Origin of the sequence: Nitrosovibrio tenuis (assembly GCF_900109785.1) — a bacterium.
GTDB classification, from domain to species: Bacteria; Pseudomonadota; Gammaproteobacteria; order Burkholderiales; family Nitrosomonadaceae; genus Nitrosospira; species Nitrosospira tenuis_A.
Genome location: NZ_FOBH01000002.1, coordinates 114,448 through 126,980, shown reverse-complemented (window position 1 = coordinate 126,980; position 12,533 = coordinate 114,448). Strand labels below are relative to the sequence as shown.

General features: G+C 53.3%; 14 protein-coding genes. 12 read left to right on the top strand and 2 right to left on the bottom strand.

Annotated elements, in window-relative coordinates; genetic code table 11:
• Window positions 1–104: 104 nt before the first annotated feature.
• On the bottom strand, window positions 105–1,052 hold the full coding sequence (locus BMX00_RS03310) for a cation diffusion facilitator family transporter (RefSeq protein WP_090827102.1): 948 nt from the start codon (window positions 1,050–1,052) through the stop codon (window positions 105–107).
• 125 nt (window positions 1,053–1,177) lie between these two features.
• Between BMX00_RS03310 and BMX00_RS15185 the strand changes: the two genes are divergently transcribed.
• Window positions 1,178–1,645 (top strand): four-helix bundle copper-binding protein, encoded by a 468-nt coding sequence (locus BMX00_RS15185; RefSeq protein WP_483869848.1) that lies wholly within the window; start codon window positions 1,178–1,180, stop codon window positions 1,643–1,645.
• 160 nt (window positions 1,646–1,805) lie between these two features.
• On the opposite strand, the gene BMX00_RS14520 is transcribed toward BMX00_RS15185, so the two are convergent.
• Window positions 1,806–1,943, bottom strand: coding sequence for a hypothetical protein (locus BMX00_RS14520; RefSeq protein WP_177171746.1), 138 nt, complete (start codon window positions 1,941–1,943; stop codon window positions 1,806–1,808).
• A 393-nt stretch (window positions 1,944–2,336) separates the two neighbouring features.
• On the opposite strand from BMX00_RS14520, the gene rpoE reads away from it, so the two are divergent.
• From rpoE to BMX00_RS03245, 11 genes are all read left to right on the top strand, one after another.
• Window positions 2,337–2,942: an RNA polymerase sigma factor RpoE gene (gene rpoE / locus BMX00_RS03295; RefSeq protein ID WP_090827684.1), complete on the top strand. Its 606-nt coding sequence runs from the start codon at window positions 2,337–2,339 to the stop codon at window positions 2,940–2,942.
• Window position 2,943: 1 nt separating this feature from the next.
• Window positions 2,944–3,492 carry a sigma-E factor negative regulatory protein gene (locus BMX00_RS03290; RefSeq protein WP_090827098.1) on the top strand — a complete coding sequence of 183 codons (549 nt, stop codon included), beginning with the start codon at window positions 2,944–2,946 and terminating at the stop codon, window positions 3,490–3,492.
• A complete protein-coding gene (locus BMX00_RS03285; RefSeq protein WP_245727632.1) occupies window positions 3,492–4,484 on the top strand; it encodes a MucB/RseB C-terminal domain-containing protein in 993 nt (330 codons plus the stop codon). The genes BMX00_RS03290 and BMX00_RS03285 overlap by 1 nt, the downstream gene beginning before the upstream one ends.
• A gap of 154 nt (window positions 4,485–4,638) precedes the next feature.
• On the top strand, window positions 4,639–6,042 hold the full coding sequence (locus BMX00_RS03280; protein WP_090827094.1) for a DegQ family serine endoprotease: 1,404 nt from the start codon (window positions 4,639–4,641) through the stop codon (window positions 6,040–6,042).
• Window positions 6,026–6,301 (top strand): glutaredoxin family protein, encoded by a 276-nt coding sequence (locus tag BMX00_RS03275; RefSeq protein ID WP_245727630.1) that lies wholly within the window; start codon window positions 6,026–6,028, stop codon window positions 6,299–6,301. The genes BMX00_RS03280 and BMX00_RS03275 overlap by 17 nt, the downstream gene beginning before the upstream one ends.
• 149 nt (window positions 6,302–6,450) lie before the next feature.
• The gene (lepA, locus tag BMX00_RS03270) at window positions 6,451–8,247 is read left to right on the top strand and encodes a translation elongation factor 4 (RefSeq protein ID WP_177171765.1); all 1,797 of its coding nucleotides are present in this window, start codon (window positions 6,451–6,453) and stop codon (window positions 8,245–8,247) included.
• Window positions 8,248–8,331: 84 nt separating this feature from the next.
• The gene (gene lepB, locus BMX00_RS03265) at window positions 8,332–9,135 is read left to right on the top strand and encodes a signal peptidase I (protein WP_090827088.1); all 804 of its coding nucleotides are present in this window, start codon (window positions 8,332–8,334) and stop codon (window positions 9,133–9,135) included.
• 86 nt (window positions 9,136–9,221) lie between these two features.
• Complete coding sequence (gene rnc / locus BMX00_RS03260; protein WP_090827086.1) at window positions 9,222–9,896, top strand: ribonuclease III; 675 nt, start codon at window positions 9,222–9,224, stop codon at window positions 9,894–9,896.
• A gap of 69 nt (window positions 9,897–9,965) precedes the next feature.
• Window positions 9,966–10,877 carry a GTPase Era gene (gene era / locus BMX00_RS03255; RefSeq protein ID WP_090827084.1) on the top strand — a complete coding sequence of 304 codons (912 nt, stop codon included), beginning with the start codon at window positions 9,966–9,968 and terminating at the stop codon, window positions 10,875–10,877.
• Between the two features lie 18 nt (window positions 10,878–10,895).
• Window positions 10,896–11,621 (top strand): DNA repair protein RecO, encoded by a 726-nt coding sequence (recO, locus tag BMX00_RS03250; RefSeq protein ID WP_090827082.1) that lies wholly within the window; start codon window positions 10,896–10,898, stop codon window positions 11,619–11,621.
• 14 nt (window positions 11,622–11,635) lie between these two features.
• On the top strand, window positions 11,636–12,496 hold the full coding sequence (locus BMX00_RS03245) for an MBL fold metallo-hydrolase (RefSeq protein WP_090827080.1): 861 nt from the start codon (window positions 11,636–11,638) through the stop codon (window positions 12,494–12,496).
• Window positions 12,497–12,533: the final 37 nt, after the last annotated feature.

Here is a 12,533-nt window from a genome sequence, read left to right as displayed (position 1 = left end):
TTATACCTAACTCCAGGCTATCCGCCTCATACATTGCAGATCGCCAAGCTCAAACCCTGCCTGCGGTGTTGCGCGAAAACGCAAGATGTTCTCGGGCTGAAGATTTATTTTACTGTACAGAAATGGGTGGCGGTCCCCTGCTCGACTTGTATCGTGCTGTGGTGGATAGCATAGCGGCTTTCGAGAGTCCGCCTGATATCTTCCATAAATGCATCGCCGGGATAGCCGCCGGGCATCACCAGGTGTACGGTCAATACGCTTTCGGTGGTGCTGATGCCCCAGATGTGCAGGTCGTGAACGTCGGCCACGCCTGGCTGCTGCCGCAAGTAAGCGTCAATCGCAGCGATGTCGATGTTTGCTGGTACGGCGCTTAATATCAAGCGCACTGAATCGCGGAGCAGTCCCCACGTACTGAAAATGACTGCAGCTACGATAACCAGACTGATAACGGGATCGAGCCAATACCAGCCTGTGAAAATGATCGCAATACCTGAAGCTATCACCCCCGCGGAAACGGCAGCATCCATCGCCATGTGCAGATAGGCACCCTGGATGTTCAAATCGCCTTGGCTCCCCTTCAGGAATAACCAGGCGGACAGGCCGTTAATGATAACCCCGGCTGTAGCAACGAAGGTCACAGTGATACCCGCCACAACTGGCGCTTGCGAAAATCGCTGGACAGCCTCCCACGCAATGGCACCGCATACCACAAGCAGCAGCATGGCATTGGCCAGCGCAGCCAATATAGACGTGCTGCGCAAACCGTAGGTATAGCGTTCGGTTGCCTCCCTGCGCGCCAGAATGCTCGCGCCCCAGGCCAGTATCAGGCTCAATACATCCGACAGGTTATGCCCCGCATCGGCCATTAATGCCATGGAGTTGGCGGCAAAGCCATACCCAAACTCAACCATTACAAATGTGTGATTCAAAGCGATGGCTATGGGAAAGCCGCGCTCATTGCCATGTATGGCGGCATGCCGGCGACTGCCGGGTTCCGCCTTCAAAGCCAGGCCACGCGGATCCTGCTCATGGTTGTGATAATTTCCTCTCACACTCTGACTCTGCGGTTGGGGAGATATCGTGGCCCGGCTTGATTCCCGTCTAGCCCAACACTGCTGTGGCTGAGCGTCCGAGAAGGATTTCGATAAGGGATTTATTCACCAGTGCTGAAAAGATTATGTCTGTTGCCGTACAGAATCTGCAGCGATATGAGCGCACCTTATTTGTTGTGCTGATTTTTGCCTGGAGAATTTCGGATCCCGTGGCAAATTTCGGATCCTTATTAATCCTGAAACAAAGGAGACATCTCATGTTCATGTTTACTACCACCACTCAAAACATGGAGGCATGCATCGATGCATGCGATCAGTGTCACCGGATCTGCTTGCAGTCCGCCATGACCCAGTGCCTCGAATCAGGCGGCAAACATGTTGAGCCAGGTCATTTCCGCCTCATGATGAATTGTGCGGAGATCTGCCAGACGTCGCTTAATTTCATGCTAAGCAATTCCGAGTTCAGCGAACAGATCTGCGCGGTATGCGCTGAAATTTGTGACGCTTGTGCGGAAAGTTGTGATCAGTTGGACGGCATGGAAGATTGTGCCAAAGTCTGTCGTGAATGTGCCAGAAATTGCCGTAGTATGTAGAGTGCGGCACCTGAGCTGAATGTACACTTGAGGACACTCCGGGCAGGCCGCCGCTCCCCCCTCTCGGTTCTCCCTCGGTTCTCCCTGAGGAGGCACGCCGATGACTTGGAATTGCGTTGCCCCAGGTTGTCGTGGCTCTGCCAGCCCTTTGCCGGCGCGGTCAGCCTGCCCTATTCGCCAGCCAGGCCCACCCCGAACCCCGCAGCTGGGTACGCGCCTCAATCGCCAGCATATCCATCAAGCAGCCTGCTGGCGCTGGGTTACGGAAGCGGGTGGCGCGGTGAGCAACAGTGGGCATGCCCGGCTCTCCTCAGCTGTTTTGTCTGTTGCCCATCCATGTTTCAAGCATGTTTGGCCCGGCTAGCGCGTGGAACAGAATGTTGGACATAGCCGCTTCCCATAAAAATGAACCCCTGGCATACGCCCTGCCGAAGCCTGGCTTGGGGCTATAGCCCCGACGCCGCGTTAATTCGCTTATAACGAACACCATGGATTTCTGCCACTCATCTCATCTTTGTTCAATAACCACGTTTTCAAGTGAACTAATTTATACTGTGCGTTGTCTGTTCACTCAGGTCACGGATCGCGAGCGTGCGCGTGATTCCCCGATGCACCCCTGAACGGGTATACTTGGCTGATGCCTCAACGCAGCAGTTACAAGTAAAAATCACAAATTCAGGGATTGGGCGGCATGAGTGACCGTGAAATTGATCAGCAACTGGTGGAGCGCGCGCAACATGGCGATAAGCATGCGTTCGATTTGCTGGTGGTCAAGTATCAGCGCAAGCTCGCACGATTGCTATCACAGTTTATACGCGATTCGACAGAAGTTGAAGATGTAACCCAGGAAGCTTTTATCAAGGCCTACCGCGCGTTGCCGTCTTTCCGTGGTGATAGCGCGTTTTATACCTGGCTGTACAGGATAGGCATCAACACCGCGAAGAATTTTCTTGTGGCCCAAGGGCGGCGGGCGCCCACCACCACAAATGCGGGATTCGATAGTGAGGATGCCGAGGGCTTCGAGGAGGCCAGCCATTTACGGGAGATGAATACTCCGGAAAGCGAACTGACGAGTAAACAGATCGCTCAAACGGTAAATCAGACCCTGGAGGAATTGCCTGAGGAATTGCGCACGGCAATTACATTAAGAGAAATCGAGGGGCTGAGCTATGAGGAAATTGCAGCCATCATGAATTGCCCCATTGGTACAGTGCGCTCACGGATATTTCGTGCCCGTGAAGCAATAGCGGAAAAACTACGGCCCTTGCTAGGGACCGGCAAAGATAAGAGGTGGTAGCATGGAAGAAAAAATATCGGCATTGATGGATGGCGAACTGGATGCGGACGATGCGGCGGGCACCATCGCACGATTCAAGAAAACAGATGAGTTGCGCGATCAGTGGGCGGTTTACCATCTGATCAGCGACATTCTGGCGCAGCCGGAGGGAACACATGTTGACGTTACCCGGCGTGTCAGTGCGAGACTGGCCGCGGAACCAACCGTGCTTGCTCCTCGTCCGTCTGCAAAGCATAAGCCCGTCGCATTCGCCGCTGCCGCTTCGATAGCGGCGATGGCTGTGGCGGGATGGATGAGCCTGCATACTACGCAACCGACGGATCGATTACAGGCAAATCTGGCCGACAACAGGCCATCCCCCGCAGCGACAGTACCCGTAACGACCACCGCTTCCGTTTCCGCCGCACCCTCCGTTCCCAACTCAGCTCCCGCGCAAATTAACGATTACCTGATGGCACACCGCGAATTTTCACCCGGCGCCGCCATGCATGGAATGGCGCCCTCCTATATACGTACGGTTGCGGAATCGCGCCAAAACTTCGCCAGATGATGCGTATTGCACTGGCTGCCTGGTTGCTGATGGCAGCTAACGTTCAGCCTGCGTTCGCCCAAAATCCGTCGAGTTCCTCTCCAGATGCGCTAAGCTGGCTGCAAAAGATCGCATCTGCACCGCGCCGACATAACTATGTCGGCACTTTCGTCTATTCGTCCAACGGCGATATCGAGACCTCACGTATCATCCACCTGGTGGATGAAGAAGGGGAGCATGAAAAAAGTGAAGTGCTGGATGGCGCACCGCGGGAAATCATCCGAAACAATGATGAGATGAGATGTTACTTGCCTGAGAGCAAGACCATTGTTACCGAAAAACGCTGGCTGAGAAAGGTTTTTCCCGCGCTTCTGCCCCAGCCGCTCAGTAATCCGAATAACCTCGACGATAACTATATTATCAGGAAGGGCGGGCAGGAGCGCGTCAGCGATTACATGTGTCAGGTAATAGACCTGGAACCCAGGGACGAGAACCGCTATGGCCAGAAGCTATGGGTCGACCAGGATACCGGCTTGATACTGAAAGCCGCTGTAATGGACAAGGGTCGTGTAGTGGAACAATTTGTCTTCACCCAGTTGAAAATAGGCGGACACATAGACAAGGCATTACTGAAATCCAAATATGCCCCACAAGCCGCCGAGTGGCGTACGACCAACCTGGTGTCTTCCACCATGGGAAGTGGTAAGCTTGGCTGGCAGGTCAAGGATGCACCGCCGGGGTTCAAAAAGATTATCGAAATGAAGCGTAATCTTTCTGGAAAATCCACACCGGTGAGCCATATCGCCCTGTCGGATGGTCTTGCTGCCGTATCGGTTTTCATTGAACCGATATCCAAACATACCTCCCCACCGGAAGGGCTGTATCATGGCCGTGGAGCCATCAATATATATACCCGCACGGTTTCGGATAACATCGTGACAACGGTAGGGGAAGTGCCGCCGGCCACGGTGCTGCAAATCGGAAACTCGGTCGCTAGCGATAAAGCCAATTGAAGAATTCATCAGGACGCTAAGCGGAATCCTTACGCGGATCCGCCTGAGCGTTTACCAGATTTAGCGTTTACCCAGATTGTTTCTCCCATTTACCTTGATCAACCAGGACTCGAAACCTATTAACTATTTATTTATCTTTTACAGAAGGCAAAGAATGATAGCTAAATCTATTTTCGTGGTGCTATTGGCATTTTCTACTGCTGTCTCAGCGCAGTTGCCTGATTTTACTGAACTGGTGGAAAAACAGGGGCATGCGGTGGTCAATATCAGCACGGTGCAAGCTCCGAGCGCTGCCGGCAACCGGGCTTTTCCCGGAATGCCCAATATTCCAGAGGATGATCCGTTTTTTGAGTTTTTCCGCCGCTACATGCCGCCTCACGGAGGGGCGCCGAGGGATTTTGAATCGAAATCGCTTGGTTCGGGCTTTGTTATCAGTTCCGACGGCTATATCCTGACCAACGCGCACCTGGTGGACTCTGCCGATGAAATCAATGTGAAACTGACCGACAAACGGGAGTTCCGCGCCAAGCTGATCGGTGCGGACCGCAAAACCGACATCGCGCTCCTCAAGATCGAGGCCAGCGGTTTGCCCAAGGTGACTCAAGGTGATCCGGGCAAAACGAAGGTGGGTGAATGGGTGGTAGCGATCGGCGCACCTTTCGGCTTTGAAAATAGCGTGACGGCGGGCATCGTCAGCGCCAAGGGACGCTCCCTGGCCCAGGAAAATTTCGTTCCTTTCATTCAGACGGACGTGGCTATCAATCCGGGCAATTCCGGCGGCCCCTTATTCAACCTGAAGGGTGAAGTGATAGGCATCAACTCGCAAATTTATAGCCGTACCGGTGGGTTCATGGGATTGTCGTTCGCCATCCCCATCGATGTGGCGATGGATATTTCAAATCAGTTGATTGCCAGCGGCAAGGTGAGTCGTGGCAGAATCGGCGTACTGATTCAGGAAGTGACCAAGGAGCTCGCGGAATCCTTCGGGTTACCGAAGCCAACCGGCGCGCTCGTCGCCTCCGTTCAAAAGGGCGGTCCCGCGGAGAAAGCAGGGATCGAACCACGGGATGTCATTCTGAAATTCGACGGAAAGACCGTTACATCTTCAGGTGATTTGCCGCGGATCGTGGGAGCTACCAAGCCTGGGTCGAAAGTTCAGGTGCAGGTGTGGCGGAATGGCGCCACCAAGGACTTTACGGTGACAGTGGACGAACTTCCGCCGGACGAGAAACCTGCGACCGGCAAGCGGGGCAAAGCACCCGACACGGCCAATCGTATCGGACTGGTTCTAGGCGAACTGACCGCCGATCAAAAGAAACAACTGGAAACTGAGAATGGTTTGCTGGTGGAAGACATGATACCGGGCATCGCCAGTCGCGCCGGCGTTCGCCCCGGGGACGTGATTCTCAGCATTAACAACCAGGATGTAAAAACTGTTGAGCAATTCAACCAGTTGCTTAACAAGATACCGAAAGGGCGCAACATCGCCTTACTGATCAGGCGTGGCGATACCACGACCTTTATTACCATGAAAGTGAACGGTGGCGATAGCAAGTAAATCGGCCGCCCCTGATTCTCCCGTGCTGGTTGTATACGGCCGGGAGAATTGCCATCTTTGTCAGAATATGCTTGCCGCTCTGCGGGAGTGGCAGGAGCGTGTTTGTTTTCATCTCGAAGTAGTCGATGTGGACAGCGATGACGTCCTGAAGTCGCGTTACGGCGAGCGCGTTCCAGTACTGGAGGCGGGAGGCAAAGAAATTTGCCATTATTATCTGGACCATGTCGCGCTAGATGCTTATTTCTCAAAAATTCGCTAAAATGCGGAGTTCTTGAATAAGGGCAAGGGATCTGCGCGGAATCGGCGTCCGCGCCCTCCATCATATTTCAAGGGGCACACAGCATGTGCCCCTTTTAGTTGTTGCGACGCCTCCGATAACCACCCGCTCGATTGCCCCTCTCTCATCCCCTGATGCAGCATATTCGTAATTTTTCCATCATTGCTCATATCGACCACGGCAAATCCACGCTGGCGGATCGGATCATTCAGATGTGCGGCGGCTTATCTGACCGCGAGATGGAGGCGCAGGTGCTGGATTCGATGGATCTGGAGCGCGAGCGCGGCATTACCATCAAGGCCCAGACGGCCGCCCTGGAGTATAGGGCGCGCGATGGTAATAGCTATTTACTGAACCTTATCGACACGCCCGGCCACGTCGATTTTTCCTATGAAGTATCGCGTTCTCTGGCCGCTTGTGAAGGCGCGCTTCTGGTGGTAGATGCATCACAAGGCGTGGAGGCCCAGACCGTCGCCAATTGCTACACGGCTATCGAGCAGGGCGTGGAGGTTGTGCCGGTGCTGAACAAGATCGATCTACCCGCAGCCGAACCGGAACGTGTGATCAAGGAAATCGAAGATATTATCGGCATCGACGCCCAGGATGCACTTTTCGCCAGTGCGAAGACCGGCCAGGGTATTCAGGAAATTATGGAAGCGGTGATTTCACGCATCCCTCCTCCCAAGGGAGATCTTGCGGCGCCGCTTAAGGCTTTGATCATCGATTCGTGGTTTGATAACTATGTCGGCGTGGTGATGCTGGTGCGTGTAATGGATGGGGTACTCAGGCCGCGAGACCGGATATTGCTCATGGCCAGCAAAGCCATACATCTATGCGAGCAGGTCGGCGTTTTCACGCCCAAATCCAAAAACCGGGAATCACTCAGCGCCGGGGAAGTGGGCTTCATTATCTCCGGTATCAAGGAATTAAAATCGGCTAAGGTTGGCGATACCGTGACGCTGGCGGATCGTCCCGCTGCCCAGCCGCTGCTCGGCTTCAAGGAAATAAAACCCCAGGTATTTGCCGGACTTTACCCGGTTGAATCCAATCAGTACGACGCCCTGCGCGATGCGCTGGAGAAATTGAAGCTCAACGATTCGTCATTGCATTACGAACCTGAAACATCGCAGGCCCTGGGTTTTGGTTTCCGCTGCGGTTTTCTCGGCCTGTTGCATCTCGATATCGTGCAGGAGCGGCTGGAACGTGAATATGACATGGATCTCATCACGACCGCCCCGACAGTCGTGTATCAAATCTTGATGCGCGATGGCTCGATCATTGAAATCGAGAACCCATCAAAAATGCCGGACCTTTCGAAAATAGAGGAAATCCGCGAGCCCATCATTATCGCCACCATACTCGTTCCACAGGAGTATGTCGGAACGGTCATTACGCTTTGCATCAGCAAAAGGGGAACGCAGAAAAATATGCAATACATGGGCAGGCAGGTCATGCTCACGTATGAGATGCCGCTCAACGAGGTCGTGATGGATTTCTTCGACAGGTTGAAATCGGCCAGCCGGGGCTATGCTTCGCTCGACTACGAATTCAAGGAATTCCGCGCTTCCGACCTGGTCAAGTTGGACATACTCATCAATGGCGAGAAAGTTGACGCACTTTCGCTGATTGTGCACCGCGCCAATAGCCAATACCGCGGACGCGAGCTGGCGGAAAAAATGCGCGAACTGATTCCCCGACAAATGTTCGATATCGCGGTGCAAGCCGCCATCGGCTCTCACATTATCGCCAGAGAAAGCATCAAGGCCTTGCGCAAGAATGTGCTCGCCAAGTGCTATGGCGGAGACATTTCACGCAAACGAAAGCTGCTGGAAAAACAAAAAGCGGGAAAGAAACGGATGAAGCAGGTCGGTAATGTCGAGATTCCACAGGAAGCGTTTCTTGCGATTTTACGGGTTGGTGATAAATAAGGGATATCGAGCCATGATATCGAAAATATATCCGCAAATTCCCATTCCCAGTCCGTTGCAGGACATCCACTCAAGGGGTACGGAATGAATTTTCCGCTCATCATGCTCATTCTGCTGGTGGTTACCGGCGGAATTGCGTTGCTCGATCGCCTGGTGCTGCAACGTCAACGTGGGCCCGAAGCCGAGGGGCCCTGGTGGGTGGAGTATCCCAAGAGTTTTTTCCCCGTCATCCTTGTTGTCTTCTGCCTGCGTTCCTTCCTTGTGGAACCCTTCAAGATCCCATCGGGTTCGATGATCCCAACCTTGCTCGTCGGGGATTTCATCCTGGTGAATAAATATACCTACGGCATACGGCTGCCGGTTGTCAATGTCAAGATAATGGATATCAAAGAGCCGCAGCGCGGCGAAGTCATGGTGTTCCGCTACCCGGAGAATCCTTCGATGGATTACATCAAACGCATCATTGGGGTACCGGGTGACTTGATCACCTACCGTGACAAACGGCTGTTTATCAATAATGTTCCCGTGAAAACGGAGCCGGACGGAGAATACACCTACGTGGAATCCGGTCTGAATTATGTCTATAGCCGGCGTTTCAGGGAATCACTGGATGGCCACGACCACAAGATATTGATCAACCCCGAACTTCCCGACATTCTGCTTGCCGGAGTGCATCCCTTCCCTCACCGGGAAAATTGCACGTACGATGACAGCGGCTTAACGTGTAAGGTCCCGGCTGGAAATTACTTCATGGTGGGCGATAATCGCGATAGCAGCAGCGACAGCCGGTATTGGGGGTTCGTTCCGGAACGGAATATCGTCGGAAAGGCATTCATGATCTGGTGGAATTTCAGTGACCTCAAGCGGATCGGACTGTCTATTGACTGATCCGGGCAAATTGAGGGTAGCGCTGAGTTCGGATAATGCCGGGATAAAAGCTGTCCAAACCGGATAAGGCTGTAAATTATCCGCATATGAACAGTGATACATTTTGCCGAAAGATTGGCTACGTCTTCAACCGGCCGGAGCTGCTGCGTCAGGCATTGACTCATCGCAGCCATAGTCTGCCTCACAACGAGCGCCTGGAGTTTCTTGGCGACAGTGTGCTTAACTGTGCGGTTTCCGGATTGCTTTTCAGTCGCTTCCCCCATCTTACCGAAGGCAACTTATCGCGGGTGCGGGCCAATCTGGTCAATCAGCAGGCGCTTGCCGAAGTGGCGCAAGGGCTTGAATTGGGCAAGCTGGTCCGGTTCGGCGGCGGAGAACTCAAAAGCGGCGGAGAACGGCGTCCATCGATTCTCGCCGACGCGCTGGAGGCCGTGCTTGGAGCAATTTATCTCGATGGCGGGTTCCCAATGGCCGAGAAGGTCGTCACAACCCTTTTTGCTCCGCTGCTCCAGGAACTGGACACAGGGACTCTGGGTAAAGATCCCAAAACGCTCTTGCAGGAATATCTCCAGAGCCGCAGGCTGGCGCTTCCGCAGTATGCCGTTATCGCCACCACGGGCGAGGCTCACCAGCAGCATTTTAAAGTAGAGTGCGTAATTCCGAAGCCCGATATCCGCACGATAGGGGAAGGCACTTCCCGGCGGAGCGCTGAACAGGAAGCGGCGAGGCAAGCCTATGAACGCCTTCATCCACTTGATTAAAAAATCTGCCAGAGCATTGATCGCTCGCATGGACACCGGCTGTCCATCCACCGTAGTCTGCCCTCAGCCATGACCGCGCATCCAGACCACATTCCCAGCCCCGGCTATCGTAGCGGATACATCGCCATAGTAGGACGCCCCAACGTCGGCAAATCGACGTTGCTGAATAACCTGGTCGGACAAAAGATCAGTATCACTTCAAGAAAATCCCAGACCACACGTGATCGCATTAATGGCATTGTGACGAATGAACAATCCCAGTTTATTTTTGTGGATACCCCCGGTTTTCAAGCACAGTATGGAAGTCGCCTGAATAGCGCAATGAACCGTGCGGTAGCCCAAAGCATTCGTGATGTGGATATGGTGATCCTGGTAATTGAAGCAATGCATTTTGATGAGCGCGACAAACGGGTGATCAAACTACTGCCCGTGGGAAAACCCGTAATTCTCGCCATCAATAAAATTGACCGACTGGCGGATAAATCACAGCTTCTCCCGTTCATCCAAAAACTCGCAAATGAATTCGCTTTCGCAGCAATCATTCCTGTAAGCGCGCAACAGGGCACACAATTATCGGACTTGAAGGACACCATCAGCCCGCTTCTGCCCCAAAGACCTCCCTTATTCGATGAAGATGAAGTTACCGACCGTAGCGAGCGATTCCTTGCCGCTGAACTGGTTCGCGAAAAACTCTTTCGCCTTCTCGGTGAAGAACTTCCCTATTCCACCTGCGTGCTCATTGATCATTTCGCGGCCGAAGGAGGGCTTAGGAAAATACATGCGACGATCATTGTAGACAAGCCTAATCAGAAGGGCATCGTCATCGGCCACAACGGTGAAAAACTCAAGCTGATCGCCACCCAGGCGCGCAAGGATATGGAAGAAAGTTTTGGCGGCAAGGTATATCTCAAGGTCTGGGTAAAAGTGAAAAGCGGCTGGGCCGATAATGCCCGAGCATTGAGAACACTCGGGTACGAGTAGTTCCGGGCGGCGCAGCTGATGATTGTGGACAAGCAACGGCAAGAGGCCCAACCCGCGTTTGTACTGCATACCTATCCCTATCGGGAGACCAGCCTGGTGGTCGAGGCCTTCACTCTCAATTCAGGGAGGGTGCCGCTTTTGGCAAAAGGCGCAAAACGCCCGAAATCAGCGCTAAGAGGATTATTACGCGCATTTCAGCCATTGCAGCTCAGTTGGGGGGGAAAGTCGGAGTTACGCGTATTGTATAAAGCGGAATGGCAGGGCGGCCTGCCTCCCCTGCAGGGTACGAGCCTGATTTGTGGGTTTTACCTCAACGAATTGCTGATGCGGCTGCTGCATCGCAATGATCCTCATGAACAATTATTCGTCTATTATCAGGATACGCTGGCTGCATTGAGCACGCATGAGGATTACATGCCCATACTGCGCGGCTTTGAACTACGGCTGTTACAGGAGCTCGGTTATGCGTTGACCCTGGATCATGATGTCACCGGCAAACCCATCAATTCCCCCAGCGATTACTGCTACGAAATCGGGCGCGGGCCGGTAAAATTGGAAGAAAATGACTGTAGCCAGGGCTTGCGATTAAGCGGGACAACGCTCCTCGACATGGGGCGAGGCGATTATTCAAGTGCTGCAACACGGGTACAGAGCAAAATATTGATGCGCTACGTACTCAATCATTATCTCGGCGACCAGCCTTTACATACGCGGCAGCTATTGAAAGATCTCCAACAATTATAAATGTCATAAATTAGATGAGGCCGAACACTGAACCGTTTTTCGATCCTGTGACCGGCACAGTGAGCTATGTCGTTTACGACGAGCCTGGCGGCGCCTGCGCGATCATCGATCCCGTGCTGGATTATGATCCCAAGTCCGGCAGAACCAGTACCTCGTCCGCGGATAAACTGATGGGGTTTGTAAACAAACAGCGGCTAACGGTGGAATGGATACTCGAAACACACGTGCATGCCGACCACCTTACCTCAGCGCACTATCTCAAGGGTCAGCTGGGAGGCAAGACCGGCATCGGATGCGAGGTTCCCAGAGTGCAACAAATCTTCAAAAAAATATTCAATCTTGGGCCGGAGTTCATACCGGATGGGCGACACTTCGATTACCTGTTTACTGATACCGAGACCTTCAACGTCGGCAAATTGTATGCAAAAGTAATTTTTACGCCGGGCCATACACCTGCCGATGTGTCGTATCAGTTCGATAACGCCATCTTTGTGGGCGACACCCTATTCATGCCGGACCTGGGTACAGCGCGCGCCGATTTTCCCGGCGGCGATGCGCGCCAGCTATTCCGTTCAATAAAACTTTTGCTGGAAAATCCCGCCGAAACGCGGTTGTTTATGTGCCATGATTATCCCCCCTCAAGCCGCCAATCCCGATGGGAAAGCACAGTAGCTGAGCAATGCGCACATAACATCCATGTCCGCGAAGGCACTGGTGAAGACCAGTTTGTCTCCATGCGTGAGGTGCGTGATGCGACACTGGGTATGCCAACGCTATTATTTCCCTCGGTTCAGATTAACATGCGGGCAGGACAAATGCCCTCACCGGAAGAGAACGGTGTCTCGTACCTTAAAATACCGCTGGATTTGATGTAATGGTGCTTGCAAAGCCCTTGCTTACAAAAGCTCCTAC